This is a genomic window from Burkholderia metallica (assembly GCF_902832845.1).
Taxonomy (GTDB): domain Bacteria; phylum Pseudomonadota; class Gammaproteobacteria; order Burkholderiales; family Burkholderiaceae; genus Burkholderia; species Burkholderia metallica.
Genome location: NZ_CADFDB010000012.1, coordinates 29047 through 54597 on the forward strand (window position 1 = coordinate 29047; position 25551 = coordinate 54597).

Below are 25551 nucleotides of genomic sequence, written 5' to 3' on the forward strand. Positions count from 1 at the left end.
TCATGTCGTTACTTCGCGACGGCCGGGCTCGATGCCCCGCTCGACAATTCCGGCGACAGCGTGAGCGGTGTGCCGGACGAATCGGGCACACTGTCGGACGACGCGTTTTCATCGGTCGGCGTCACGTCCGACGGCGGCGTGTCCTGCTGCTGGAGTGGCTTGGGCATCGGAGGCACGGTGGGCAGATAGAGCGCGCCGCTTTGACCGCAGCCGGCAAGAATCGCCAAAGCCGCTACAATCGCGCTCATCCGGAAAACGACTCGCATGATCGTCCCTGAACAATTGAACCGATAGAGTTTAGCATGTCCGATACCGAATACCTGACCCGTGCCGAGGCCGTGCTGGCGGCCGTCGAGCGTACCGTCGACGACGCCAACGACGGCGATCACGACATCGATCTGGAGCGCAACGGCAGCGTCCTGACGCTGACGTTCGAGAACGGCTCGAAGATTATCGTCAACCTGCAGCCGCCGATGAAGGAAGTGTGGATCGCCGCGAAAGCGGGCGGTTTCCACTACCGTTTCATCGACGGCGCGTGGCGCGATACGCGCACGGGCACCGAGTTTTTCTCGGCGCTCACGGAGTACGCGACACAGCAGGCCGGCCTGCCGATCACGTTCAGCGCGCCGTAACGTTTCGGGCTGAAGCCGGGGCCGCGCCGCGACGCGTCGTGCCAAAGAAAAAGCGCCCCGCGGGGCGCTTTTTTCATGTCCGGACCGGTGGTCAGTGCGCGAACAGGTTCATGATGTCCTGCTTTTCCTGCTCGTCGACATGCGGCACGGTTGCGTCGACGTTCTGCGCGGCCGGCGCCTGCGGCACGCCGACCGTCGACACGAAACCGTGACCGGGTGTGAACTCGGTGAAGTACAGCTCGCCGCCGAGCGTTTCGACGCCGTCCGGCGCCGTCGGCTTGAATTCGGGCACGCCCTTCAGCGCGGCGCTCATGTAGTCGATCCACACGGGCAGCGACAGGCCGCCGCCCGTTTCGCGATCGCCGAGGCTGCGCGGATTGTCGTAGCCGATCCACGCGATCGCGGCGAGCGTGTGCTGGTAGCCGGCGAACCACGCGTCGTGCGAGTCGTTCGTCGTACCGGTCTTGCCCGCGAGATCGGTGCGCTTCAGCACGTTGGTGCGTGCGCCCGTGCCGCGCTGCGCGACGCTTTGCAGCAGGCTGTTCATCACGTACGCGTTGCGTGCGTCGATCGCGCGCGGCGCATTCTGCTCGGCGATGAGCGGCTGCGCGCGCGTGACGATCGCGCCGTTCGGATCGGTGACTTCGGCGATCAGGTACGGATTGACGCGGTAGCCGCCGTTCGCGAATACCGAGTACGCGCCTGCCATTTGCAGCGGCGTGACCTGGCCCGCGCCGAGCGCCATCGGCAGGTAGGCCGGATGGCGTTCGGCGTCGAAGCCGAAGCGCGTGATGTACTGCTGTGCGTACTTCGTGCCGATATGGTTCAGGATCCGGATCGACACGAGGTTGCGCGAGCGCTGCAGCGCGGTGCGCATCGACATCGGGCCTTCGAAGCCGCCGCCGTAGTTCTTCGGCTCCCAAGGCTGGCCGCCCGTTTCGGCTGCGCTGAAATACAGCGGACCGTCGTTGATCACGGTTGCCGGCCCGAGGCCCTTGTCGAGCGACGCCGAGTAGATGAACGGCTTGAACGACGAACCCGGCTGCCGCCACGCCTGCGTGACGTGGTTGAACTTGTTCTTGTTGTAGTCGAAGCCGCCGACGAGCGAGCGGATCGCACCGTCCTGCGGGACGATCGACAGGAACGCCCCCTCGACCTGCGGCAACTGCGTGATCGACCATTTGCCTGCGTCGTTCTTCACGACGCGGACGATCGCGCCCGGGCGGATGCGTCGATTCGGCTGCGCATTGGCCGACAGCGCGCCCGACGCGAAGCGCAGGTTGTCGCCCTCGATCGTCGCGCTGCTGCCGTCGATGAACGCAACCGTGATCTGGCGCGGACTGGCGGCCGTGACGACTGCAGCGATCAGTTCGCCGTTGTCGGGGTGTTCGAGCAGCGCATCGTCGATCGCCTGTTCGCGATCGTCGGCGCCGGCCGGCAGCTCGATGAAGCCTTCCGGCCCCCGGTAGCCGTGCCGGCGTTCGTAATCCATGATGCCCTTGCGCAGCGCGGTGTACGCGACCTGCTGGTCCGCGGAGTCGATCGTCGTGACGACGTTGAAGCCGCGTGTGTAGGTTTCCTCACGGTACTGCGCGTACATCATTTGTCGGACCATTTCCGCGACGTACTCGGCGTGTACGCTGAAATCGCGGCCCGGCCCCTTGACGACGAGCGGCTGGGCGACGGCCTCGTCGTACTGTTCGCGCGTGATGAAGTTCAGCTCGAGCATCCGTTGCAGGATGTACTCCTGGCGCACCTTCGCGCGCTTCGGGTTCACGACCGGGTTGTACGCGGACGGCGCCTTCGGCAGCCCGGCGAGCATCGCGGCCTCGGCAAGCGAGATGTCCTTCAGGTCCTTGCCGAAGTAGACCCGCGCGGCGCTCGCGAAGCCGTACGCGCGCTGGCCGAGATAGATCTGATTCATGTAGACCTCGAGAATCTGATCCTTCGTCAGCGCACGCTCGATCCGGTACGCGAGCAGCATCTCGTAGATCTTGCGCGTGTAGGTCTTCTCGCTCGACAGGAAGAAGTTGCGCGCGACCTGCATCGTGATCGTGCTCGCGCCCTGCGACGCATGGCCGTTCGTCAGCGCGACGAAGCCGGCGCGGACGATGCCGGTGAGGTCGACCCCGCCGTGATCGTAGAAGCGTGCGTCCTCGATCGCGAGGATCGCCTTCTTCAGCGAGTCGGGCACGTCCTTGAAATGGACGACGTCGCGGCGCTCTTCGCCGAATTCGCCGATCAGCACGTGATCGGACGTATAGATGCGCAGCGGCACCTTCGGCCGATAGTCGGTCAGCGCGTCGAGCGACGGCATGTTCGGCCACGCGACGACGAGTGCGTAACCGAGTACGAGGCCGCCGGCCACGACGAGCGCCACACACATCGTGGCGAATCCGAGCAGGGCTTTTTGCCACCAGGGCCGCTTCTTCGGCTCCGGGGCAGGAGGCGGGGACGTAGGAGTCGTGGATTGCATAGGCATACCGGAAAACAGTCCCGCGATTATAGCTGCCCGGTAAGACCGGTCCTGACGCGGGCGGCTACCCACCGCGAAGGTGCGGCCGGCATGCTTGCAGCATAGCCCGCGCGCGGCCGTCGCGAGCGGTTGCTGGCCATTCGGCCGACTGTCGGTCTCCCGCGCCGCTTTGCAGAATCAGGTCTCGGAAACGCGGCGTGGTCCGCGACGATTTCGGGAGGTTGGAATGACGGGACGATGGGCAGGGCGGTTTGCGCAGGGCGGGCACCGGTCGACGGGAATCGACGTCGGCGCGGACGAGGTGAGGGTGGTCGTGCTGAGCCGGCGCGGCCGGAGCGCTCAGGTGTGCGTCGAGGGGCTCGATCGGGAGCCGGTCGGGTTGGCGGACGGGCCGGAGGATGCGCGCTGGGCGGCGGTCGCACGTGCACTGGCCGCCGCCGTGTCGAGGCTGTCGGCGGCCGGCGTGCGGTGCGACACATGCGGCGTGATGGCGTTGCACGACGACGAGATGCGCATCGCGACGCTCGACCTGGCGGGGCGGGACGATGTCGAAGACGCCGCGCGGCAGGCGGCCGAACGCATCTCGGGGCTGGCGCCGGACAGTCTCGCGTTCGACTGGCGGCAGGACGGCGGCGCGGTGGCGGACGAGGTCGAGGTCGCCGTGGCACCGCTTGCGCTGCTCGAACGGCGGATCGACGTGGCCGCGCAGGCGGGTGTCGATCTGACGGTGGTCGACGGCGAGTCGGCCGCGGCGCTGCGCGCGTTGCGCTATGCCGCGCAATTCGAAGTCGACGTGCACGCGGGCGCGTACGCGGCGTTCTGGTTCCATGACGCGGGCGTGCAGGGCTGGCGCATCGACGGTCCGTTGGCCGCGCCGGTGCTGACGCTGCCGGGCGCGATGCCGGGGGCGTTTTCCGACGCATTGCGCCGGCGCGCGCTCGGGGCCGTGAGTTGCATACTCGTGGCCGGGAGCGCGCGATGTATCGCCCGCTTCGATACGTCCGTGGCCGAGATCGGCGACGTGCTCGGCGCGGTCGCGGTGCCGTTCGACTGCACGAGCTGGAGCGGGCAGCCGTGCCCGGCCGGGCTGCCGGGCGACCCGGCAATGGCGGTCGCGTTCGGGCTGGCATTGCGCGGGGTGTGGGAATGACGGCCTGCCGCGCGGAGCCGGCCGGCTTCAACCTGCTGCCGCATCGCGAGCGGCGGGCGCAGGCGTTGCGACGTCGTCGGGCCGTGCAGTGCGGTACGGCGATAGTGGCCGGCATGCTGTGCGCCGGCCTGTGGACGGGCGCCGCCACCGGCGCGCGGTGGCGGGTGGATGCCGAGCGTGCAAACGTGGAGGCGCGACTGCTGCAGTTGCAGCCGCAGGTGGGGGCCGCGACGCGCGCCGCCAGTGCCGCGGCGGCCGCCGCGCAGCGCGACGCGCGGGCGGCCGCGCTTGCCGCGCCATCCCGGTACGTCGCGGGGCTGCTGGCCGCACTGGCGCAGGTGCGCGACGGCACCGTCCGGCTCGACGCGCTGCGCACGACGTCAGCCGGCGCCGTGCTCGATGTGCGCGCAGCGAGCTACCGGGCGGCCGCGCGATGGCTCGCGGGGATCGCGCGCGAGCAGCGTGGCTGGCGGATCGATATCGACACGTTGAACTCTGCGTCGGAGGCGCCGGTCGTCCCGGGCGGGATGCCGTTGCGGTTCTCGGTTCAAATGCGCTGGCACGATGCGGTGCCGTCCCGGAAAACGTCCGGAGATGGCGCATGACGGCGCTTGCACATCGACTCGCACTGCGAAGCACCGGCCGGCGGCGCGGCATGCGACGCGTGTCGCCGGCGCTCGCGCATGGCGCGAGCTGCGTGGTCGCTTTCACGGCCGTGCTGGCGGGCGGCATTCATCTGGCCAATGCGGCCGACTGGAGCGGGCTCGCGCACAGCCGCGTGCTGCTCGCCGCGGCGCAGGGGCGTGAGGCCGACGCGCATCGTGTGCTGGCGGCCGCTTCGCGGCAGCGCGACGTGCATCCGGCGGCCGCGCACGGCGATCGCTTGCCGCACGCGCCGGAATGGGCCGCGTTGATGCTGGAGCTGGCGGATCGCGCCGCGTCGAGCGGGCTGCACCGCGTATCGATCGAACCGCTGCGCGCCGACGGTGCGATGCCGGACGGCCGGCGCACGGTGCGCATCGTCGCGGCTGGCGGATTTCGCGCGTTGCTGCGGATGGTCGGCGGACTGGCTCACTTCCCGGTGCTCGCGGTGCCGACCGCCTTGCGCGTCGAACGGAGCAACGAGGCCGCGCGCGTGGAAATGTCCGTCGACGTGTTTCCGGCGTTGCCGGCGGCAACGTCCACCGGCGGATCGGCGCCGGTGCTGGCCGACGCGCCCGGCGCCGATCCGTTCGGTGACGCCGGCTCGTCCGACGCGCAGGGGCCGGCCGCGCGCCTGGCCGGCACGATTCGCGACGGGCGCGCCGGGCTCGCGCTGTTCGGTGACGGCGGCGGCGCGTTCACGGCCGTGGCGCCTGGCGAAAGCCTCGGGGCCGCGCGGGTGGTGCGGGTCGATCCCGTCGCCGTGACGCTCGCGACGGCGGACGGCGTGTATCGGGTCACGCTGGACGACGGGGGGCGGCCATGACGAAGCACGGATGTCGGGCGCTTGCTGTCTGGGCAGGATTGACGGTGTTCACGGCGCTGACGGCGCCCGGTGCAAACGCGTCGCTGCCGCCGCTGCCGGCCGTCTGGCCTGCCGCTGCATCGATGGATATGTCGGTGCCGGGCCTGCCGATCCCCGAAGGCGCGCGGGACGGGGCGGACAACGCCGGAGGGTCGGACGCGGGCCCGCCGCCGTTCGATCAGGCGGCTCGCGCGGCGCTTCAGCCTGCGGCCGCCACCGCACCCGGGCTGGAAGGGCCGCCGATCCCGTTGGCGCCGCCGGCCCGGATGGGCGACGCCGCTGCCCGGCACCCGGGCGACGCGGACGATGCGCGGCGGATCTCGCTGAATCTGCAGGGCGCGGGGCTCGCGGCCGCGTTCGACGCGTTCGCGCGGTTCACCGGGCTCAATATCGTCGTCGGCGAGCAGGTGCGCGGCACGGTCACGTTACGTCTGAATAATGTGCGCTGGCGCGATGCCTTCGACACGCTGCTCGACACGCACGGGCTCGCGATGTCCCGGCGGGGCGACGTGATCTGGGTCACGCCGGCGGCCGAGCTGGCTGCGCGCGAACGCGAGCGCTTCGAAATGCACGCGCGAGCCGCCGATCTGGAGCCGCTGGCGAGCCGGACGTTCGCGCTGCATTATCCGCGCGCGCAGGACGTGCAACGCCTGCTGGCCGGCGCGACCGGCCAGCGCCTGCTGTCGAAGCGCGGTGCGGCGGCGGCCGATCCGCGCACGAACCTGCTGTTCGTCACCGATCTCGCGCCGCGCGTCGACCAGATCGCGAGCCTGATCGATGCGATCGACCGGCCGTCGCGGCAGGTCCGGATCGAGGCCCGCATCGTCGAGGGCGAGCAGGGGTTTTCACGCAATCTCGGCGCCCGCGTCGCGCTGCGGGCGCAGCAGCGGCCGCCGTCGGGCGAGGGCGCCGCGTTCACCGCCGGCGCGCACAACGCGCTCGACCTTGCTGCGCGGCCGCTCGGCGGCTTCGAAGCGGCGACCGCCGGTTTCACGCTGTTCGCCGCGCCGCTCAGCCGCGTGCTCGACGTCGAACTGAGCGCGCTCGAGGCGCAGGGGCGGGGCCAGATCGTTTCGAGCCCGCGCGTGGTGACCGCCGATCGCGTCAAGGCCATCGTCGAACAGGGTTCGGAGCTGCCGTACCAGGCGAAGGTCGGCAACGGCGTGAGCGGCGTGCAGTTCCGCCGCGCGACGCTCAAGCTCGAGGTCGAGCCGCAGATCACGCCGGACGGGCGCGTGGTGCTGGACCTGGACGTGACGAAGGACAGCATCGGCGAGCCGACGGCGGCCGGCCCGGCGATTCATACGAAGCACGTGCAGACGCGCGTCGAGGTCGAGAATGGCGGGACGGTCGCGATCGGCGGGATCTATGAACAACTGAACCGGAACGATGTGACGCGCGTGCCGCTCTTGGGCAAAATACCGATTCTGGGCGCGCTTTTCCGGCATCGTGCGCAGCGCGACCACCGCAGCGAACTGGTCGTCTTCATCACGCCGACCGTCGTCGATGCGCGCTGCGATGCACGCGGCACGGGCGGCACGGATGCCGATAAAACGGGGCCGGAAGCCGCCGGCGCAGGCTCGACAAGGCAGCCGCTTTGCCAGTAAGCTGCGCCACACACCAGCAAGATTGAAGCAGAGGAAGCCGTTGCAAGCGCGGGACCCACATGCAAACGTATTTTTCGTCGGCCTTATGGGAGCGGGTAAGACCACCGTGGGCCGTGCGGTCGCGCGTCGTCTCGACAGGACGTTCTTCGACTCCGACCACGAAATCGAGGCCCGCACGGGCGCGCGCATTCCGGTGATCTTCGAGCTGGAGGGCGAGGCCGGATTTCGCGATCGCGAAACGCAGGTGATTGCCGATCTCACGCAGCGCGAGAACATCGTGCTCGCGACGGGCGGCGGCGCGGTGCTGCGCCCGGAAAATCGCGACTGCCTGAAAAGCAACGGCGTCGTCGTGTACCTGCGCGCCAATCCGCACGATCTGTGGCTGCGCACGCGCAAGGACAAGAACCGCCCACTGTTGCAGACCGACGACCCGAAGGGGCGTCTCGAAGCGCTGTACGAAGTGCGCGACCCGCTGTACCGCGAATGCGCGGATTTCGTCATCGAGACCGGCCGTCCGTCGGTCAACGGTCTCGTCAACATGGTGCTGATGCAACTCGAACTGGCAGGCGTCATCGCCAAGCCGCTACAAGCATGATTACTGTCAACGTCGACCTGGGCGAGCGCGCCTATCCGATTCACATTGGTGCCGGCCTGATCGGGCGCACCGAGCTGTTCGCGCCTCACATCAAGGGCTCGTCCGTCACGATCGTCACGAACACGACGGTCGATCCGCTCTACGGCGACGTGCTGCGCGCGGCGCTCGCGCCGCTCGGCAAGCGCGTGTCGACGGTCGTGCTGCCCGACGGCGAGGCGTACAAGAACTGGGAAACGCTGAACCTGATCTTCGACGGCCTGCTGACCGATCACGCGGATCGCAAGACGACGCTCGTCGCGCTCGGCGGCGGCGTGGTCGGCGACATGACGGGCTTTGCCGCCGCGTGCTATATGCGCGGCGTGCCGTTCATCCAGGTGCCGACGACGCTGCTGTCGCAGGTCGATTCGTCGGTCGGCGGAAAGACGGGCATCAACCATCCGCTCGGCAAGAACATGATCGGCGCGTTCTACCAGCCGCAGGCCGTGATCGCGGACATCGGCGCGCTGACCACGCTGCCCGATCGCGAGCTGGCGGCCGGCGTGGCCGAGATCATCAAGACCGGCGCGATCGCCGATGCGGAATTCTTCGACTGGATCGAGGCGAACGTCGACGCGCTGAACCGCCGCGAACCGGCCGCGCTCGCGCACGCGGTGAAGCGCTCGTGCGAGATCAAGGCGAGCGTGGTGGCGGCCGACGAACGCGAAGGCGGCCTGCGCGCGATCCTGAACTTCGGCCACACGTTCGGCCACGCGATCGAGGCGGGGCTCGGCTACGGCGAGTGGCTGCACGGCGAGGCAGTCGGCTGCGGGATGGTGATGGCCGGCGACCTGTCGGTGCGGCTCGGCCTGTTCGACGAAGCGTCGCGGCGGCGCCTCGACGCGGTGATTGCGGCCGCGCACCTGCCGACCCGCGCGCCCGCGCTCGGCGACGCACGCTACATGGACCTGATGCGCGTCGACAAGAAGGCCGAGGCCGGCGCGATCAAGTTCATCCTGCTGAAGCGATTCGGCGATACGGTGATCACGCAGGCGCCGGACGAAGCCGTGTTCGCTACACTGGCACAGACGACCCGCTAACGGCGGCCCGGACGCCCCGGCGCCCCAGACATGGAGGAGACGTGAGCGAGACATCCAGCAGCACATTGCCCGAAGCCGGCCGCGCATCCGCTGCGCCGGTGGCCGAGCCGCCGACGCTGGCGGCGCTGGAAGCCCATCTCGCTCCGTATGCCGCCCACGCGTCGCAGTCGCGCGGCCGTCGCCATCCGGAAACGCCGCCGGCGGCACGCACCGAATTCCAGCGCGACCGCGACCGCATCGTCCATTCGACCGCGTTTCGGCGGCTCGAATACAAGACGCAGGTCTTCGTCAATCACGAAGGCGACCTGTTCCGCACGCGCCTCACGCACAGCCTCGAAGTCGCGCAGATCGCGCGTTCGGTCGCGCGCAACCTGCGGCTGAGCGAGGATCTCGTCGAGGCGATCTCGCTCGCGCACGATCTCGGCCATACGCCGTTCGGCCATGCCGGGCAGGACGCGCTGAATGCGTGCATGCGCGAGCACGGCGGCTTCGAGCACAACCTGCAGAGCCTCGCGGTCGTCGACGAGCTCGAGGAGCATTACGGTGCGTTCAACGGGCTGAACCTGTGCTTCGAGACGCGCGAAGGCATCCTGAAGCACTGCTCGCGCGAGAATGCGCGTAAGCTCGGCGCGCTCGGCGAGCGCTTCCTGCAGGGCCGCCAGCCGTCGCTCGAAGCGCAGCTCGCGAACATCGCCGACGAAATCGCGTACAACAACCACGACGTCGACGACGGCCTACGCTCCGGCCTGATCACGATCGAACAGCTCGCCGAAGTCGAGCTGTGGCAGCGCCATTACGAGGCGGCGCTCGCCGAATTCCCGCATCTCGAAGGCCGCCGGCTCGTGCACGAAACGGTGCGCCGCATCATCAACACGCTGATCGTCGACCTGATCGACGAGACGACGCGCAATCTCGCGCGCGTCGCCCCCGCGTCGCTCGACGACGTGCGCGCCGCGCCGCCGCTCGTGTCGCACAGCGAAACGGTGGCCGCGCAGGCGGCCGCCCTCAAGCGGTTCCTCTTCAAGAACCTCTACCGCCATTACAAGGTGATGCGCATGGCGAGCAAGGCCCAGCGCGTCGTCACCGGGCTGTTCGATGCGTTCATCGACGATCCGCGGCTGCTGCCGCCGCCGTACCAGTCCGACGATGCCGCGCATCAGCCGCGTCTCGTCGCGCACTATATCGCCGGCATGACCGACCGCTTCGCGCTGAAGGAGTATCAGCGCCTGTTCGTCATCAACGACAACTGACTGTCACAAACGATCACTAGACTTCGCCGGTTCAATGGCGACGGGAATGTTGCACACGCTGTTGGTAACGTTTTCATAGGAGAGGTCGATGAAGAATAAGCCTGCGGGGACACTGGTTCGTTCGATCGCGCTGGGCGGCGCGCTGATGTTCGGGGTGCAGCACGTGGCGCTCGCCGCGACGGAAATCCAGTTCTGGCACGCGATGGAGGCCGCGCTCGGCGAGCGGGTCAACGCGATAGCCGACCAGTTCAATGCGTCGCAGAGCGACTACAAGATCGTGCCGGTGTTCAAGGGCACCTACGACCAGGCGCTCGCGGCCGGCATCGCGGCCTATCGCAGCGGCAACGCGCCGGCGATCCTCCAGGTCTATGAAGTCGGCACCGCGACGATGATGCAGGCGAAGAAGGCCGTCGTGCCCGTCTACGACGTGTTCAAGCAGGCCGGCGTGCCGCTCGACGAAAAGGGGTTCGTGCCGACCATCGCGAGTTACTACAGCGACGCGAAGACGGGCCATCTCGTGTCGATGCCGTTCAACAGCTCGACGCCGGTGCTGTACTACAACAAGGACGCGTTCAAGAAGGCCGGCCTCGATCCGAACCAGCCGCCGAAGACGTGGGCCGACGTGAAGGCCGATGCGGAGAAGCTGCGCAAGTCGGGGATGGCGTGCGGCTTCACGACCGGCTGGCAGGGCTGGATCCAACTCGAAAACTACAGCGCCTGGCACGGGCTGCCGTTCGCGAGCCGCAACAACGGCTTCGACGGGTCCGACGCGGTGCTCGAATTCAACAAGCCGCAGCAGATCGCACACGTCTCGTTCCTGCAGCAGATGGCGAAGGACGGCACGTTCACGTACGCGGGCCGCAAGGACGAAGCGTCGGCGAAGTTCTACAGCGGTGACTGCGGGATCATGACGACGTCGTCGGGCGCGCTCGCGAACGTGCAGAAGTTCGCGAAGTTCAGCTACGGCACCGGCATGATGCCGTACGACGCGAACGTGAAGGGCGCGCCGCAGAACGCGATCATCGGCGGCGCGAGCCTGTGGGTGCTGGCCGGCAAGGATCCGGCGACCTACAAGGGCGTCGCGAAATTCCTCGCGTATCTGGCGTCGCCTGCCGTCGCCGCGAAGTGGCACCAGGACACAGGCTACCTGCCGGTCACGACGGCCGCGTACGACCTGACGCGCCAGCAGGGCTTCTACGCGAAGAACCCGAGCGCCGAAACCGCGATCAAGCAGATGCTGAACAAGCCGCCGCTGCCGTACACGAAGGGGCTGCGCCTGGGCAACATGCCGCAGATCCGCACGGTGGTCGACGAGGAGTTCGAGCAGGTCTGGGCGCAGAAGAAGTCGCCGAAGGACGCGCTCGATTCGGCTGCGTCGCGCGGCGACGAGCTGCTGCGCCGCTTCGAGAAGTCGGGCGGCTGAGCTCGCATCGCTTCGCGCCGCCGGCCGCGTCGCATCCGGTACGGATGCACGCGCGGGCCGGCGGCGCGGCCCCTTTCCGTTGCGCCTGACCGGATATCCGCGATGCAATCCCGTTCCCGTTTCGGTACGAGCCTGTTGCCGTACCTGCTGATCGCGCCGCAGCTCGCGATCACCGCCGTGTTCTTCCTGTGGCCGGCCGGCGTCGCGCTGTGGCAGTCGACGCAGACGCAGGATGCGTTCGGCACGTCGAGCGAATTCGTCGGCCTCGCGAACTTCACGCACCTGTTCGCCGATCCGCTGTATCTCGATTCGTTTCGCACGACGCTCGTGTTCAGTTCGCTCGTCACCGTGAGCGGGCTCGTCGTGTCGCTGCTGCTCGCCGCGTGCGCGGACCGCGTGATCCGCGGCGCGCGCGTGTACCGCACGCTGCTGATCTGGCCGTACGCGGTCGCCCCGACGATCGCCGCCGTGCTGTGGGCGTTCCTGTTCAACCCGAGCATCGGCCTGATCACGTATGCGCTCGCGAAGAACGGCATCGTGTGGAACCACGCGCTGAACGGCGGCCAGGCGATGTTCCTGGTCGTGCTCGCGTCGGTGTGGAAGCAGGTGAGCTACAACTTCCTGTTCTTCTACGCGGGCCTGCAGGCGATCCCGCGCTCGCTGATCGAGGCGGCCGCGATCGACGGTGCGGGGCCCGTGCGGCGCTTCTTCAACATCGTGCTGCCGCTGCTGTCGCCCACCAGCTTCTTCCTGCTGGTCGTGAACCTCGTCTACGCATTCTTCGACACGTTCCCGGTGATCGACGCGGCCACCGGCGGCGGCCCGGCGCAGAGCACGAAGACGCTGATCTACAAGATCTTCGCGGAGGGCTTTCAGGGGCTCGACATCGGCAGCTCGGGCGCGCAATCGGTCGTGCTGATGATCATCGTCGTCGGGCTCACGGTGATCCAGTTCCGCTTCGTCGAACGCAGGGTGCAATACGCATGATCGAAAATCGCAAGGGCTTCGACCTGTTCTGCCACGCGGTGCTGGTCGCGGGCGTCGTGCTGATCGTGTTTCCCGTCTACGTCGCGTTCTGCGCGGCGACGATGAACGCGCAGGAAGTGTTCACGGTGCCGCTGTCGCTCGTGCCGAGCACGCACCTGTTCGAGAACGTCGCGTACATCTGGGGGCACGGCAGCGGCGGCACGACCGCGCCGTTCGGCCGCCTGCTCGTGAACAGCTTCGTGATGGCGCTCGGGATCGCGGTGGGCAAGATCGCCGTGTCGATCCTGTCCGCCTACGCGATCGTCTATTTCCGCTTCCCGTTCCGCAACACGGCGTTCTGGCTGATCTTCATCACGCTGATGCTGCCGGTCGAGGTGCGGATCTTCCCGACCGTGCAGGTCGTGTCGACGCTGCATCTGACGAACACCTACGCGGGGCTCACGCTGCCGCTGATCGCGTCGGCAACCGCGACGTTCCTGTTCCGCCAGTTCTTCATGACGCTGCCTGACGAGCTGATGGATGCCGCGCGCATCGACGGCGCTGGGCCGCTGCGGTTCTTCTGGGACGTCGTGCTGCCGCTGTCGAAGACGAGCATCGCGGCGCTGTTCGTGATCACGTTCATCTACGGCTGGAACCAGTATCTATGGCCGATCCTGATCACGACGGAAGCGTCGCTGTCGACGGCGGTGGTGGGCATCAAGACGATGATCGCGAGCGGCGACGCCGCGACCGAATGGCAATACGTGATGGCGGCGACGCTGCTGGGCATGATCCCGCCGCTCGTCGTCGTGCTGGCGATGCAGCGCTGGTTCGTGCGCGGCCTCGTCGATTCCGAGAAATGAATGACGGACGGCAACCGGGAGAAAGACCAAGAATGGCTGCGCTGAGCTTGAAGGGCGTCAGGAAATCCTACGACGGCAAGCAGCACGTGCTGCACGGCATCGACGTGGAGATCGCCGACGGCGAATTCGTCGTGCTGGTCGGGCCGTCGGGCTGCGGCAAGTCGACGTTGCTGCGGATGATCGCGGGGCTCGAGACCGTGACCGACGGCGAGATCGCGATCGGCGATCGCGTGGTCAACGCGCTGGAGCCGAAGGACCGCGACATCGCGATGGTGTTCCAGAACTATGCGCTGTACCCGCACATGACGGTCGCGCAGAACATGGGCTACGGGCTGAAGATCCGCGGGATCGACCGCGCAACGATCGATTCGCGGGTCGCCGCAGCCGCGAAGATCCTCGAACTCGAGCCGCTGCTCGCGCGGCGGCCGCGCGAGCTGTCGGGCGGCCAGCGGCAGCGCGTCGCGATGGGGCGCGCGATCGTGCGCGAGCCGGCGGTGTTCCTGTTCGACGAGCCGTTGTCGAACCTCGACGCGAAGCTGCGCGTGCAGATGCGGCTCGAGATCCAGCGGCTGCATGCGCGGCTCGCGACGACGAGCGTTTACGTGACGCACGACCAGATCGAGGCGATGACGCTCGCGCAGCGCGTGATCGTGATGAACCGCGGCTACGCGGAGCAGATCGGCGCGCCGGTCGACGTGTACGAGAAGCCGGCGACGGTGTTTGTCGCGGGCTTCATCGGCTCGCCCGCGATGAACCTGATGCACGGCCGGCTGTCGGAAGACGGCGCGACCTTCACGGTCGCGGGCGGCGGCCCCGCGCTGCCGGTGGCCGGCGCGCCCGGCATCGGCACCGAGATCGCCACCGGGCGCGACTGGGTGCTCGGCGTGCGGCCCGAGCACATGACGCCGCAGCCGGGCGTCGCGCAGGCCGCGCTGCCGGTCGATTCGTGCGAGCTGCTCGGCGCGGACAACCTCGCGCACGGCCGCTGGGGCAATCACGACGTCGCGGTGCGCCTGCCGCATGCGGACCGACCCGCGCGGGGCACGCCGCTGGCGGCCGCGCTGCCCGCGCACCGGCTGCATTTCTTCGATCCCGAGACCGGCAAGCGCGCCGGCTGACCTGTTGCATCCGCCGAGAGACCGACGATGACCCTTCGCACCGACTGGCCCTATCCGCGCGTCGTCGCCCATCGCGGCGGCGGCACGCTCGCGCCGGAGAACACGCTTGCCGGGCTCGACGAGGCCGCGCGGCGCGGCCACCGGATGGTCGAGTTCGACGCGAAGCTGTCGGCCGACGACGTGACGTTCCTGCTACACGACGACACGGTCGACCGCACGTCGAACGGCACGGGTGCGGCGGCGGGCATGCGTTATGCGGCGCTGGCCGCGCTCGACGCGGGCGCGTGGCGCGATGCGCGCTTCGCGGGCGAGCGGATGCCGACGCTCGACGCGGCGGCGGCGCGCTGCATCGCGCACGGGCTGGCCGCGAACGTCGAGATCAAGCCGTGTCCGGGGCGCGAGCACGAGACCGGGCAGCGCGTGGCGGCCGATGCGGCCGCGTACTGGCGCGATGCGGCCATTGCGCCGTTGCTGTCGTCGTTCTCGTTCGATGCGATGCAAGCGGCGCGCGCGACGGCGCCGGCGCTGCCGCTCGGGATGCTCTATGAGGCCGTGCCGGACGACTGGCATGCGCAGGTGGTCGGTGCGCTCGACTGCGTTTCGTTGCATGCAGACCACAAACGGCTCGACGAACCGCTGGTGCGCGCGATCAAGGCGGCGGGGCTGCGCATCCTGGTTTACACGGTGAACGACCTCGAACGGGCGCGCGAACTCGCGCGCTGGGGCGTCGACGCGGTCTGCACGGACCGGATCGACCTGATCGGGCCCGCCGCGCTGGACGACATCGACATCGTCTGACGATTGCCACGGCGGCCGGCAAAGCCGGCATCCGAACGGTCCTGACGCGAAAAAGCAACGCCCCGACGGGATTTCCGCCGGGGCGTTTTGGATCGTGGAGACGTTACGTCACGAAAATTCCGCTACAAATTGCAGCAGGATTAACCATTCCCCAAATATTCGACTACGCTTAGAAGCGGTAGCCGACGTTCAGGTACGTCACGATCGGGTTCAGCGAGATGTGGGCCTTCGACGTTTCCGTCAGCGTACCGACCGGCGTGCGGCGGGCCGTCGTGAAGGTCGCGGTCACGCTGACCGGGATGTACGAAAGCGACAGGCCGGCGAACCAGTGTTTCGTGAAGTTGTACGTGAAGCCGGCGTTGAAGACGGGCGCCCACTGGTTGCTGGTCGTCGCGCTGGTCGGGCCGCCGAGCACGCCGTTCTCGAAGCTGCTGTTCGTGATCTTCGCGCCGGTGAACCACACATACGTCGCGCCGATGCCGACATACGGACGGAACTTCGCGTTGGCGTCGTTGAAGTGGTAGCGAAGCAGGACGGCAGGGCTCCACTGATACGCGCGGCCGAGCACGCCGAACTTGTCGAACTGACCCTTGCCGGTAATGTCGAACTTCGGCGGTATCCCCATGACGAGCTCGGTGGAGAGGTGGTCGGTAATGAAGTATCCGGTTGCGAGGCCGAGCGTGTCGGCATCGGTGATCCCCGCGCCGGTATTGGGAATGGACTGATTGATGGGCGTACCGCCGACGCCGTACACGTAGAGCGGGTCGCTCTTGTCTTGCGGGGCCAGGTGGAGCCAGCCGGTGCTGACGTAGAAATCACCTGCGGATTGTGCATGTGCCGTACCGCCCGCGAAAGCAAATGCGAGCGCTGCGGCCCCCGTAATGGCCAGTTTTCGTTTCATTGTGTCTCCTCCGATCAAAGGCGTGCTCATTATGACGACAGCGTTTAAAACCAAACAAGCTCGTAAGTTAGAGTTTTCTCCCTAGGTTTCGTACGACCGTACGCTTTCACGCCCCGCGGGGACAGGCATTCTATGCAGGTGCGCATTTTCGGACCTCCGGGTATTTCCTAACGCGTTCAAACGGACATTCAGCATGGCACGGTTAGCACGACTCTACGTTCCCGACCAGCCGCAGCACGTGATACTGCGCGGCCTGGATCAGCAACCCGCGTTCGTCGACGACCAGGACTACGAACTCTTCATCGATTGCCTGAAGGCCGCCGCGCGCGATCATCACCTGTCGGTGCACGCCTACGTGCTGCTGCCGCGCCAGGTGCAACTCCTCGTGACGCCGAGCGACGAGGCGAGCCTGCCGAAAGCGATGCAGGCCGTCGGCCGCCGCTACGTCGCCCATTTCAATCGGCGCTATTCGCGGCGCGGCACCCTGTGGGAAGGCCGCTATCGCGCGACCGTGATCGAAGGCGAGCGCTATTTCCTGCTCGCGAGCCGCGTGGTCGAGATGAGTCCGGTGCGCGCGCAGCTCGTCGCGACGCCCGAGGCCTATCGCTGGTCGAGCTACCGGCACCACGTCGGGCTCACCGTCGACAGCCTGATCACCGACCATCCGCTCTACTGGGCGCTCGGCAATACGCCGTTCGACCGCCAGCGTGCGTACAAGGAGCTGTGCGAGCAGCCGCTCGACGAGCGGCAGGCCGACCAGTTGCAACAGGCGACGCTGAAGGGCTGGGTGCTCGGCGGCGAGAATTACCGCGAGTGGGCGGCGCGTACCGCGAACCGGCGCGTATCGCCGCTGCCGCGCGGACGCCCCAGAAAGGTGCGTGAAAACACACCGCCGGCCCAGCAGTAATACGGAAAGGCGAATCAGGAAGCGGCGCAGCGGGCGCCGCTTCTTTTTTTGCACCAAATCGATACGGACCCAATAAAACGGCACCAGATAAAGGCATTGATTTAATTGGGGTTCGATCAAGCGGTTTTTGTTGCTATTCCTTTGATTCGTCGCGTATATTCCGAATTCCGGTGGCCCGGGCGAAGCATGCCCATCCACTGTCGGCCGTGCCGTCTCCTGTCGGGAGCGGGATCGACGGCAACAAGAAAATGGTTCAACGGCCTCCAGGCCCCCTTTACGACGGTGTCCCCATGAACGACCACCAGCAGCCGCTCGCCGCGGTGCCCGCCGCACAAGGTCTGTACGACCCGCAAAACGAACACGACGCCTGCGGCGTCGGCTTCGTCGCTCACATCAAGGGCAAGAAGAGCCACGAGATCATTCAGCAGGGTCTGAAGATCCTCGAGAACCTCGATCACCGCGGCGCGGTCGGCGCCGATCCGCTGATGGGCGACGGCGCGGGCATCCTGATCCAGATTCCGGACGCGTTCTATCGCGAGGAAATGTCGAAGCAGGGCGTGACGCTGCCGCCGGCCGGCGAATACGGGGTTGGGATGATCTTCCTGCCGAAGGAAAACGCATCGCGTCTCGCGTGCGAGCAGGAGCTCGAGCGGACGGTGCGGGCGGAAGGTCAGGTCGTGCTCGGCTGGCGCGACGTGCCGGTCGACCATGCGATGCCGATTTCGCCGACCGTGAAGGCGAGCGAGCCGCTGATCCGCCAGATCTTCATCGGCCGCGGCAAGGACATCATGGTGACCGACGCGCTCGAGCGGAAGCTGTACGTGATCCGCAAGACCGCGAGCCACCGCATCCAGGCGCTGAAGCTCAAGCACGGCAAGGAATACTTCGTGCCGTCGATGTCGGCGCGCACGATCGTCTACAAGGGGCTGCTGCTCGCGGGCCAGGTCGGCGTGTACTACCGCGACCTGCAGGACCCGCGCGTCGTGTCGGCGCTCGCGCTCGTGCACCAGCGCTTCTCGACCAACACGTTCCCGGCGTGGGAGCTGGCTCACCCGTACCGGATGATCGCGCACAACGGCGAGATCAACACCGTGAAGGGCAACGTGAACTGGCTGAACGCGCGTACCGGCGCGATTGCGTCGCACGTGCTGGCCGACGACCTTCCGAAGCTGTGGCCGCTGATCTATCCGGGCCAGTCCGACACCGCGTCGTTCGACAACTGTCTCGAACTGCTGGTGATGGCCGGCTACCCGCTCGTGCACGCCGTGATGATGATGATCCCGGAAGCGTGGGAACAGCACACGCTGATGGACGAGAACCGCCGCGCGTTCTACGAATACCACGCCGCGATGATGGAGCCGTGGGACGGCCCGGCCGCGATCGCCTTCACCGACGGCCGCCAGATCGGCGCGACGCTCGACCGTAACGGCCTGCGTCCGGCGCGCTACATCGTGACCGACGACGACCTCGTCATCATGGCGTCGGAAGCCGGCACGCTGCCGATTCCCGAATCGAAGATCGTCAAGAAGTGGCGCCTGCAGCCGGGCAAGATGTTCCTGATCGACATGGAACACGGCCGCATCATCGACGACAAGGAACTGAAGGACAACCTCGCGAACGCGAAGCCGTACAAGAGCTGGATCGACGCCGTGCGCATCAAGCTCGACGAGATCGAGCCGAAGGCCGAGGACGTCGCGGCCGGCCGTACGCAGGGCGCCGCGCTGCTCGACCGCCAGCAGGCGTTCGGCTATACGCAGGAAGACCTGAAGTTCCTGATGGCGCCGATGGCGCAGCAGGGCGAGGAAGCGGTCGGCTCGATGGGCAACGACTCGCCGCTCGCGGTGATGTCGAACAAGAACAAGACGCTCTATCACTACTTCAAGCAGCTGTTCGCGCAGGTCACGAACCCGCCGATCGACCCGATCCGCGAGAACATGGTCATGTCGCTCGTGTCGTTCATCGGCCCGAAGCCGAACCTGCTCGACACGAACAACATCAACCCGCCGATGCGTCTCGAAGTGTCGCAGCCGGTGCTCGACTTCAAGGACATCGCGAAGATCCGCGCGATCGACCAGTACACGGGCGGCAAGTTCAGCGCGTACGAACTGAACATCTGCTACCCGGTCGCGTGGGGCAAGGAAGGCATCGAGGCGCGCCTCGCGTCGCTGTGCGCGGAAGCCGTCGACGCGGTGAAGTCGGGCTACAACATGCTGATCGTGTCGGACCGCAAGACGGACGCCGAGCACGTCGCGATTCCGGCGCTGCTCGCCACGTCGGCGATCCACACGCACCTCGTCCAGCAAGGGCTGCGCACGAGCACGGGCCTCGTCGTCGAGACGGGCTCCGCGCGCGAAACGCACCACTTCGCGCTGCTCGCGGGCTACGGCGCGGAAGCCGTGCACCCGTATCTCGCGATGGAAACGCTCGCGAAGATGGCCGAAGGGCTGCCGGGCGACCTGTCGCCGGAGAAGGCCGTCTACAACTTCACGAAGGCGGTCGGCAAGGGCCTGCAGAAAGTGATGTCGAAGATGGGCATCTCGACCTACATGTCGTACACGGGCGCGCAGATCTTCGAAGCGCTCGGCCTGTCGAGCGACCTCGTCGAGAAGTACTTCAAGGGCACGGCGTCGAAGGTCGGCGGCATCGGGCTGTTCGAAGTCGCGGAAGAGGCGATCCGCCTGCACCGCGACGCGTTCGGCGACAGCCCGGTCCTGCGCGACATGCTCGACGCGGGCGGCGAGTACGCGTACCGCGTGCGCGGCGAAGACCACATGTGGACGCCGGATTCGATCGCGAAGCTCCAGCATGCGACGCGCAGCAACTCGTACCAGACGTACAAGGAATACGCGCACCTGATCAACGACCAGACCAAGCGGCACATGACGTTCCGTGGCCTGTTCGAGTTCAAGGTCGAGCCGACCAAGGCGATCCCGATCGACGACGTCGAGCCGGCGAAGGACATCGTCAAGCGTTTTGCGACGGGCGCGATGTCGCTCGGTTCGATCAGCACCGAAGCGCACGCGACGCTCGCGATCGCAATGAACCGGATCGGCGGCAAGTCGAACACCGGCGAAGGCGGCGAGGACGAAAAGCGCTATCGCAACGAACTGCGCGGCATTCCGATCAAGTCTGGCGAGACGCTGAAGTCGGTGATCGGCGACGAGATCGTCAGCGACATTCCGCTGAAGGACGGCGATTCGCTGCGCTCGAAGATCAAGCAGGTCGCATCGGGCCGCTTCGGCGTCACCGCCGAGTACCTCGCGTCGGCCGACCAGATCCAGATCAAGATGGCGCAGGGCGCGAAGCCGGGCGAAGGCGGCCAGCTGCCGGGCCACAAGGTGTCCGAATACATCGGCAAGCTGCGTTACTCGGTGCCGGGCGTCGGCCTGATCTCGCCGCCGCCGCACCACGACATCTACTCGATCGAGGATCTGGCGCAGCTGATCCACGACCTGAAGAACGTGAACCCGAGCTCGAGCATCTCCGTGAAGCTCGTGTCGGAAGTGGGTGTCGGTACCGTCGCGGCCGGTGTCGCGAAGGCGAAGGCCGATCACGTCGTGATCGCCGGCCATGACGGCGGCACGGGCGCATCGCCGCTGTCGTCGGTCAAGCACGCCGGCACGCCGTGGGAGCTGGGCCTCGCCGAAACGCAGCAGACGCTGGTGCTGAACCGCCTGCGCGGGCGCATCCGCGTGCAGGCCGACGGCCAGATGAAGACGGGCCGCGACGTCGTGATCGGCGCGCTGCTCGGCGCGGACGAATTCGGCTTCGCGACGGCGCCGCTCGTCGTCGAAGGCTGCATCATGATGCGCAAGTGCCACCTGAACACGTGCCCGGTCGGCGTCGCGACGCAGGATCCGGTGCTGCGTGCGAAGTTCAAGGGCCAGCCCGAGCACGTCGTGAACTACTTCTTCTTCGTCGCCGAGGAAGTGCGCGAAATCATGGCGCAGCTCGGCATCGCGAAGTTCGACGACCTGATCGGCCGCGCCGACCTGCTCGACACCCGCAAGGGCATCGAGCACTGGAAGGCGAAGGGCCTCGACTTCTCGCGCGTGTTCTACCAGCCGGAAGAGTGCGAAGACGTCGCGCGCCGTCACGTCGACGTGCAGGATCACGGCCTCGAGCGCGCGCTCGACCACGTGCTGATCGAGAAGGCGAAGGCCGCGATCGAGAACGGCGAGCATGTGTCGTTCATCCAGCCGGTGCGCAACGTGAACCGTACGGTCGGCGCGATGCTGTCGGGCGTGATCGCGAAGAAGCACGGCCACGACGGCCTGGCCGACGACGCGGTGCACATCCAGCTGAAGGGCACGGCCGGCCAGAGCTTCGGCGCGTTCCTCGCGAAGGGCGTGACGCTCGACCTCGTCGGCGACGGCAACGACTACGTCGGCAAGGGCCTGTCGGGCGGCCGGATCATCATCCGTCCGACCAACGACTTCCGCGGCAAGTCCGAGGAAAACATCATCTGCGGCAACACGGTGATGTACGGCGCGATCGAAGGCGAAGCATTCTTCCGCGGCGTCGCGGGCGAGCGCTTCTGCGTGCGCAACTCGGGCGCGACGGCGGTCGTCGAAGGCACGGGCGACCACGGTTGCGAATACATGACGGGCGGCACGGTCGTCGTGCTCGGCGAGACGGGGCGCAACTTCGCGGCCGGCATGTCGGGCGGTCTCGCCTACATCTACGATCCGGAAGGCACGTTCGCGGCGAAGTGCAACAAGTCGATGGTCGCGCTCGAGCCGGTGCTGCAGCAGGCCGAGCAGGAGCGTACGGTCGACCGCGCTCTCTGGCATACGGGCACGACGGACGAAGCGCTGCTCAAGGGGCTCGTCGAGCGTCATTTCCAGTTCACGGGTTCGCCGCGCGCGAAGTCGCTGCTGGAAAACTGGGACGCGGCGCGCCGCCAGTTCGTGAAGGTGTTCCCGCACGAATACAAGCGCGCGCTGGGCGAGATCGGTGCGAAGAAGGCGGCGAAGGAAGAACTGGCCGCCTGAGCGACGAACGACACAGCGAATGCCGCGCGCGCCTGATGGCCGCGCGCGGCTCCCCCACCCGATACACCGAACAGAAGAGCACCTTATGGGCAAGGCAACCGGTTTTCTGGAGTTCGAACGCCGCCACGAGGCGTACGAAGCACCGCTCACGCGCGTGAAGCACTACAAGGAATTCGTCGCGGCACTGACCGACGCGGACGCGAAGGTCCAGGGCGCGCGCTGCATGGATTGCGGCATCCCGTTCTGCAACAACGGCTGCCCGGTCAACAACATCATTCCGGACTTCAACGATCTCGTTTACCGCCAGGACTGGCAGCAGGCGATCGAAGTCCTGCATTCGACCAACAACTTCCCGGAATTCACGGGCCGCATCTGCCCGGCGCCGTGCGAAGCGGCGTGCACGCTCGGGATCAACGACGACCCGGTCGGCATCAAGTCGATCGAGCACGCGATCATCGACAAGGCCTGGGCGGAAGGCTGGGTGAAGCCGCTGCCGGCCGAGCACAAGACGGGCAAGAAGGTCGCGGTCGTCGGTTCGGGCCCCGCGGGCCTCGCCGCCGCGCAGCAGCTCGCGCGTGCGGGCCACGACGTGACGGTGTTCGAGAAGAACGATCGCGTCGGCGGCCTGCTGCGCTACGGGATCCCCGACTTCAAGCTCGAGAAGTGGCTGATCGACCGCCGCATGCGTCAGATGGAAGCGGAAGGCGTGACGTTCCGCACCAGCGTGTTCATCGGCAAGGATCCGCTGCCCGAGTCGATCGGCAGTCTCGCGAAGGAAACCATCTCGCCGGACACGCTGAAGGAAGAATTCGACGCGGTCGTGATCGCGGGCGGGTCGGAAACGCCGCGCGACTTGCCGGTGCCGGGCCGCGAACTCGCGGGTGTCCATTTCGCGATGGACTTCCTGCCGCAGCAGAACCGCGTGAACGCGGGCGACAAGCTCGCCGACCAGCTGCTCGCGAAGGGCAAGCACGTGATCGTGATCGGCGGCGGCGATACGGGTTCGGACTGCGTCGGCACGTCGAATCGTCACGGCGCGAAGCAGGTCACGCAGTTCGAGCTGCTGCCGCAGCCGCCGGAAGAGGAAAACAAGCCGCTCGTGTGGCCGTACTGGCCGATCAAGCTGCGCACGTCGTCGTCGCACGAGGAAGGTTGCGAGCGTGACTGGGCGGTCGCGACGAAGCGCCTCGAAGGCAAGAACGGCAAGGTCGAAAAGCTGATCGCGGTGCGCGTCGAGTGGAAGGACGGCAAGATGCAGGAAGTGCCGGGTTCCGAGTTCGAGATGAAGGCCGACCTCGTGCTGCTCGCGATGGGCTTCACGCAGCCGGCGGCGCCGGTGCTCGACGCGTTCGGCGTCGCGAAGGATGCGCGCGGCAATGCGCGTGCGGCGACCGAAGGCGATCGTTCGTACTACACGTCGGTCGACAAGGTGTTCGCGGCGGGCGACATGCGCCGCGGCCAGTCGCTCGTGGTGTGGGCGATCCGCGAAGGCCGCCAGTGCGCGCGCTCGGTCGATGCGTACCTGATGGGGCATTCGGAACTGCCGCGCTGAGCTGAATAGCGCGAGCGGGTTTCGATGAGAACCGGGCGTCCGAAAGGGCGCCCGGTTTTTTTATTTCTGAAGTTATCGGCGATCCTGAGCTTGTCCGGTTTTGTCGACCGGCTGATCTTTGACTTGCCAATAGCTTGAAAGCTGTTCGTTGCAGTCGATCATCGCGATGTATCTGGTTTCGACAATGAGCAGGGGGAATTCCCACATGCCCAGTTTCCATGCGTGATACTGCGGCGCTCCGTCGAACCGGATGCTGTCCAGCGGTATTCCTTGTTCCTCGAGACGTAACAGGACCTTGTTTCGTAGCGTATCGAGAGACATGTCAGGGCAACTGCCTTCGGTCCGCTCATATCGGGAAGTCGCGACGACGACGAACAGTAGCGCATAGGTGCCGATCGCTGCGATAACCAACCAGAGAACTAGCCGTAGGATTCCGCGTATGACTCTGGAAATCATGAGGTGCTCAACGTGGGCATGAAAAAAATGACGGTTGACCCGGGCAGTCGAATTTTCGGAGCCGCCCGGGGGCCTGCTAGCGAGTCGGTCGCATCAGTCCACCGAACGACGGCCTATGGACTGCCTGCGGGGGGCGTGTGCCTGCATTCTTGACAGGTCGTTGGCCAGAGAACGTGAGACTTTTTTCACCGAAAAAGTTGATTTGATAGTCCTTATGTCCCAGGGTGGCTCCGAGCTTGGATAGGAACGTCGTCGCAGCCTCCTGCAGAAATGGTCGGTTTGAAGGATCTGCATCGAACTTGTCGGGATTGAGTGAGTAGTAACCGACGAATCGATATGTATCGTCCTCCAGCATTTCAAGCGTGCCACGTACCCTGCCGGATACTCGCCCAAAGACTGCGGCACTCCAGAGATCCTTTGTCCCGTGATTGAAGATGTTGGTGCTGAAACCGGTGTCGAACGAGTAGATGCCGGGGCCATACCCGGGATTTTCGATGGCTCTCGATATTTCCGAGAAATCGAGGATGCTCATCTTCAAGTTGAGTGATTCAATATGAACGGTTCGTTGAGTTCCGTCTCCGTGTATCCAATGATTGAGTGCTTCGACGAACATCAGCGGATTGCCGTACGACGCGAATGTGCTCGTTGGCGGGATGCCGCTTGATTGTCCGATATAGATGCCAAATAGCGCAGTGATGTTGGCATATGTTCCAGGTTCAAAATTGAATCCGTATTGATTGGCGCCAGGCAAATATTTGTAGCCACCGATGGCCAGCCAAGGAGTGAAGCCGCCCACCAGCATTAATTGATTGCGCCAGAATTTTGTGTCGTTGCCCCCGAAGACTTGGAGATGTTTGAGAAACATCTCGGTGGCGCGGATCATGTTGCCCGTGTTCGCAAAAAGCAACATGAAATTCGATGTGCAGTACTGATTGAAGCAAATTGAAGGTGCCGGCATTCCGGCGCCGGGGTTGGCGCCGGGAATTTCGTTTACCTTGATACCGAAATCGCCAAAATTAAAGTCGGGCGGCCTCGGTGCTGTGATCTCGATGGGCGGGAGGACGTTGTTCTGAGCCATGGCCGTCGCGTGCTTCAGCAGCGTGCCAAACGGGAGCACGGTTGACGCGACCAGAAGACGTCGTCGCATCAAAGGCTGTTGCTTTTCTTCAGAGGCGTGGCTTGTCTGTTTCAAAGAGTTATGCTTCGTCATTTCATATCCCGTGCAGTGTTGATTTCGATGATTGATTCGCATGCCTGAGAATGAGACGGTTATATTTTTT

At 66.3% G+C, this 25551-nt stretch carries 21 protein-coding genes; 16 read left to right on the forward strand and 5 right to left on the reverse strand.

Annotated features, from left to right (window positions below):
* Window positions 1–8 precede the first annotated feature (8 nt).
* Complete coding sequence (lptM, locus tag HWX08_RS28025; protein WP_174922633.1) at window positions 9–266, reverse strand: LPS translocon maturation chaperone LptM; 258 nt, start codon at window positions 264–266, stop codon at window positions 9–11.
* Between the two features lie 36 nt (window positions 267–302).
* On the opposite strand from lptM, the gene cyaY reads away from it, so the two are divergent.
* Window positions 303–632: an iron donor protein CyaY gene (gene cyaY, locus HWX08_RS28030; RefSeq protein ID WP_069255543.1), complete on the forward strand. Its 330-nt coding sequence runs from the start codon at window positions 303–305 to the stop codon at window positions 630–632.
* A 91-nt stretch (window positions 633–723) separates the two neighbouring features.
* Here the strand turns inward: cyaY and HWX08_RS28035 are convergent, their stop codons facing one another.
* A complete protein-coding gene (locus HWX08_RS28035; RefSeq protein WP_157126705.1) occupies window positions 724–3108 on the reverse strand; it encodes a penicillin-binding protein 1A in 2385 nt (794 codons plus the stop codon).
* A 226-nt stretch (window positions 3109–3334) separates the two neighbouring features.
* Between HWX08_RS28035 and HWX08_RS28040 the strand changes: the two genes are divergently transcribed.
* The 12 genes from HWX08_RS28040 (at window position 3335) to ugpQ (ending at window position 15461) form a co-directional block, all read left to right on the forward strand.
* Window positions 3335–4258 carry a type IV pilus biogenesis protein PilM gene (locus tag HWX08_RS28040; protein WP_069255545.1) on the forward strand — a complete coding sequence of 308 codons (924 nt, stop codon included), beginning with the start codon at window positions 3335–3337 and terminating at the stop codon, window positions 4256–4258.
* On the forward strand, window positions 4255–4863 hold the full coding sequence (locus tag HWX08_RS28045; protein ID WP_175807107.1) for a fimbrial protein: 609 nt from the start codon (window positions 4255–4257) through the stop codon (window positions 4861–4863). The genes HWX08_RS28040 and HWX08_RS28045 overlap by 4 nt, the downstream gene beginning before the upstream one ends.
* Window positions 4860–5726, forward strand: a complete 867-nt coding sequence (locus HWX08_RS28050) for a pilus assembly protein (protein ID WP_174922958.1) — start codon at window positions 4860–4862, stop codon at window positions 5724–5726. The genes HWX08_RS28045 and HWX08_RS28050 overlap by 4 nt, the downstream gene beginning before the upstream one ends.
* The gene (locus tag HWX08_RS28055; RefSeq protein WP_174922959.1) at window positions 5723–7372 is read left to right on the forward strand and encodes a type IV pilus secretin PilQ; all 1650 of its coding nucleotides are present in this window, start codon (window positions 5723–5725) and stop codon (window positions 7370–7372) included. The genes HWX08_RS28050 and HWX08_RS28055 overlap by 4 nt, the downstream gene beginning before the upstream one ends.
* A gap of 40 nt (window positions 7373–7412) precedes the next feature.
* Entirely contained in the window at window positions 7413–7967 is a 555-nt protein-coding gene (aroK, locus tag HWX08_RS28060; protein ID WP_069257922.1) for a shikimate kinase AroK, read from the forward strand.
* The gene (gene aroB / locus HWX08_RS28065; RefSeq protein ID WP_069255549.1) at window positions 7964–9043 is read left to right on the forward strand and encodes a 3-dehydroquinate synthase; all 1080 of its coding nucleotides are present in this window, start codon (window positions 7964–7966) and stop codon (window positions 9041–9043) included. The genes aroK and aroB overlap by 4 nt, the downstream gene beginning before the upstream one ends.
* 41 nt (window positions 9044–9084) lie before the next feature.
* Window positions 9085–10293, forward strand: coding sequence for a deoxyguanosinetriphosphate triphosphohydrolase (locus HWX08_RS28070; RefSeq protein WP_174922960.1), 1209 nt, complete (start codon window positions 9085–9087; stop codon window positions 10291–10293).
* Window positions 10294–10381: 88 nt separating this feature from the next.
* The gene (ugpB, locus tag HWX08_RS28075) at window positions 10382–11716 is read left to right on the forward strand and encodes a sn-glycerol-3-phosphate ABC transporter substrate-binding protein UgpB (RefSeq protein WP_069255551.1); all 1335 of its coding nucleotides are present in this window, start codon (window positions 10382–10384) and stop codon (window positions 11714–11716) included.
* Between the two features lie 102 nt (window positions 11717–11818).
* Window positions 11819–12703, forward strand: coding sequence for a sn-glycerol-3-phosphate ABC transporter permease UgpA (gene ugpA / locus HWX08_RS28080; RefSeq protein ID WP_069255552.1), 885 nt, complete (start codon window positions 11819–11821; stop codon window positions 12701–12703).
* On the forward strand, window positions 12700–13545 hold the full coding sequence (gene ugpE, locus HWX08_RS28085; RefSeq protein WP_069255553.1) for a sn-glycerol-3-phosphate ABC transporter permease UgpE: 846 nt from the start codon (window positions 12700–12702) through the stop codon (window positions 13543–13545). The genes ugpA and ugpE overlap by 4 nt, the downstream gene beginning before the upstream one ends.
* A gap of 32 nt (window positions 13546–13577) precedes the next feature.
* On the forward strand, window positions 13578–14663 hold the full coding sequence (locus HWX08_RS28090; RefSeq protein WP_069255554.1) for a sn-glycerol-3-phosphate import ATP-binding protein UgpC: 1086 nt from the start codon (window positions 13578–13580) through the stop codon (window positions 14661–14663).
* 27 nt (window positions 14664–14690) lie between these two features.
* Window positions 14691–15461 (forward strand): glycerophosphodiester phosphodiesterase, encoded by a 771-nt coding sequence (gene ugpQ / locus HWX08_RS28095; protein ID WP_174922961.1) that lies wholly within the window; start codon window positions 14691–14693, stop codon window positions 15459–15461.
* 169 nt (window positions 15462–15630) lie between these two features.
* Here the strand turns inward: ugpQ and HWX08_RS28100 are convergent, their stop codons facing one another.
* Complete coding sequence (locus HWX08_RS28100; RefSeq protein WP_069255556.1) at window positions 15631–16362, reverse strand: OmpW/AlkL family protein; 732 nt, start codon at window positions 16360–16362, stop codon at window positions 15631–15633.
* A gap of 193 nt (window positions 16363–16555) precedes the next feature.
* Between HWX08_RS28100 and HWX08_RS28105 the strand changes: the two genes are divergently transcribed.
* The 3 genes from HWX08_RS28105 (at window position 16556) to HWX08_RS28115 (ending at window position 23815) form a co-directional block, all read left to right on the forward strand.
* Window positions 16556–17269 carry a transposase gene (locus HWX08_RS28105; RefSeq protein WP_069255557.1) on the forward strand — a complete coding sequence of 238 codons (714 nt, stop codon included), beginning with the start codon at window positions 16556–16558 and terminating at the stop codon, window positions 17267–17269.
* Window positions 17270–17559: 290 nt separating this feature from the next.
* Complete coding sequence (locus HWX08_RS28110; RefSeq protein ID WP_174922962.1) at window positions 17560–22263, forward strand: glutamate synthase-related protein; 4704 nt, start codon at window positions 17560–17562, stop codon at window positions 22261–22263.
* A gap of 85 nt (window positions 22264–22348) precedes the next feature.
* Window positions 22349–23815 carry a glutamate synthase subunit beta gene (locus tag HWX08_RS28115; RefSeq protein WP_069255559.1) on the forward strand — a complete coding sequence of 489 codons (1467 nt, stop codon included), beginning with the start codon at window positions 22349–22351 and terminating at the stop codon, window positions 23813–23815.
* A 72-nt stretch (window positions 23816–23887) separates the two neighbouring features.
* On the opposite strand, the gene HWX08_RS28120 is transcribed toward HWX08_RS28115, so the two are convergent.
* Both HWX08_RS28120 and HWX08_RS28125 read right to left on the reverse strand, forming a co-directional pair.
* On the reverse strand, window positions 23888–24271 hold the full coding sequence (locus HWX08_RS28120; protein WP_069255560.1) for a hypothetical protein: 384 nt from the start codon (window positions 24269–24271) through the stop codon (window positions 23888–23890).
* Window positions 24272–24347: 76 nt separating this feature from the next.
* A complete protein-coding gene (locus HWX08_RS28125) occupies window positions 24348–25481 on the reverse strand; it encodes a lipid II-degrading bacteriocin (RefSeq protein ID WP_174922963.1) in 1134 nt (377 codons plus the stop codon).
* Window positions 25482–25551 lie beyond the last annotated feature (70 nt).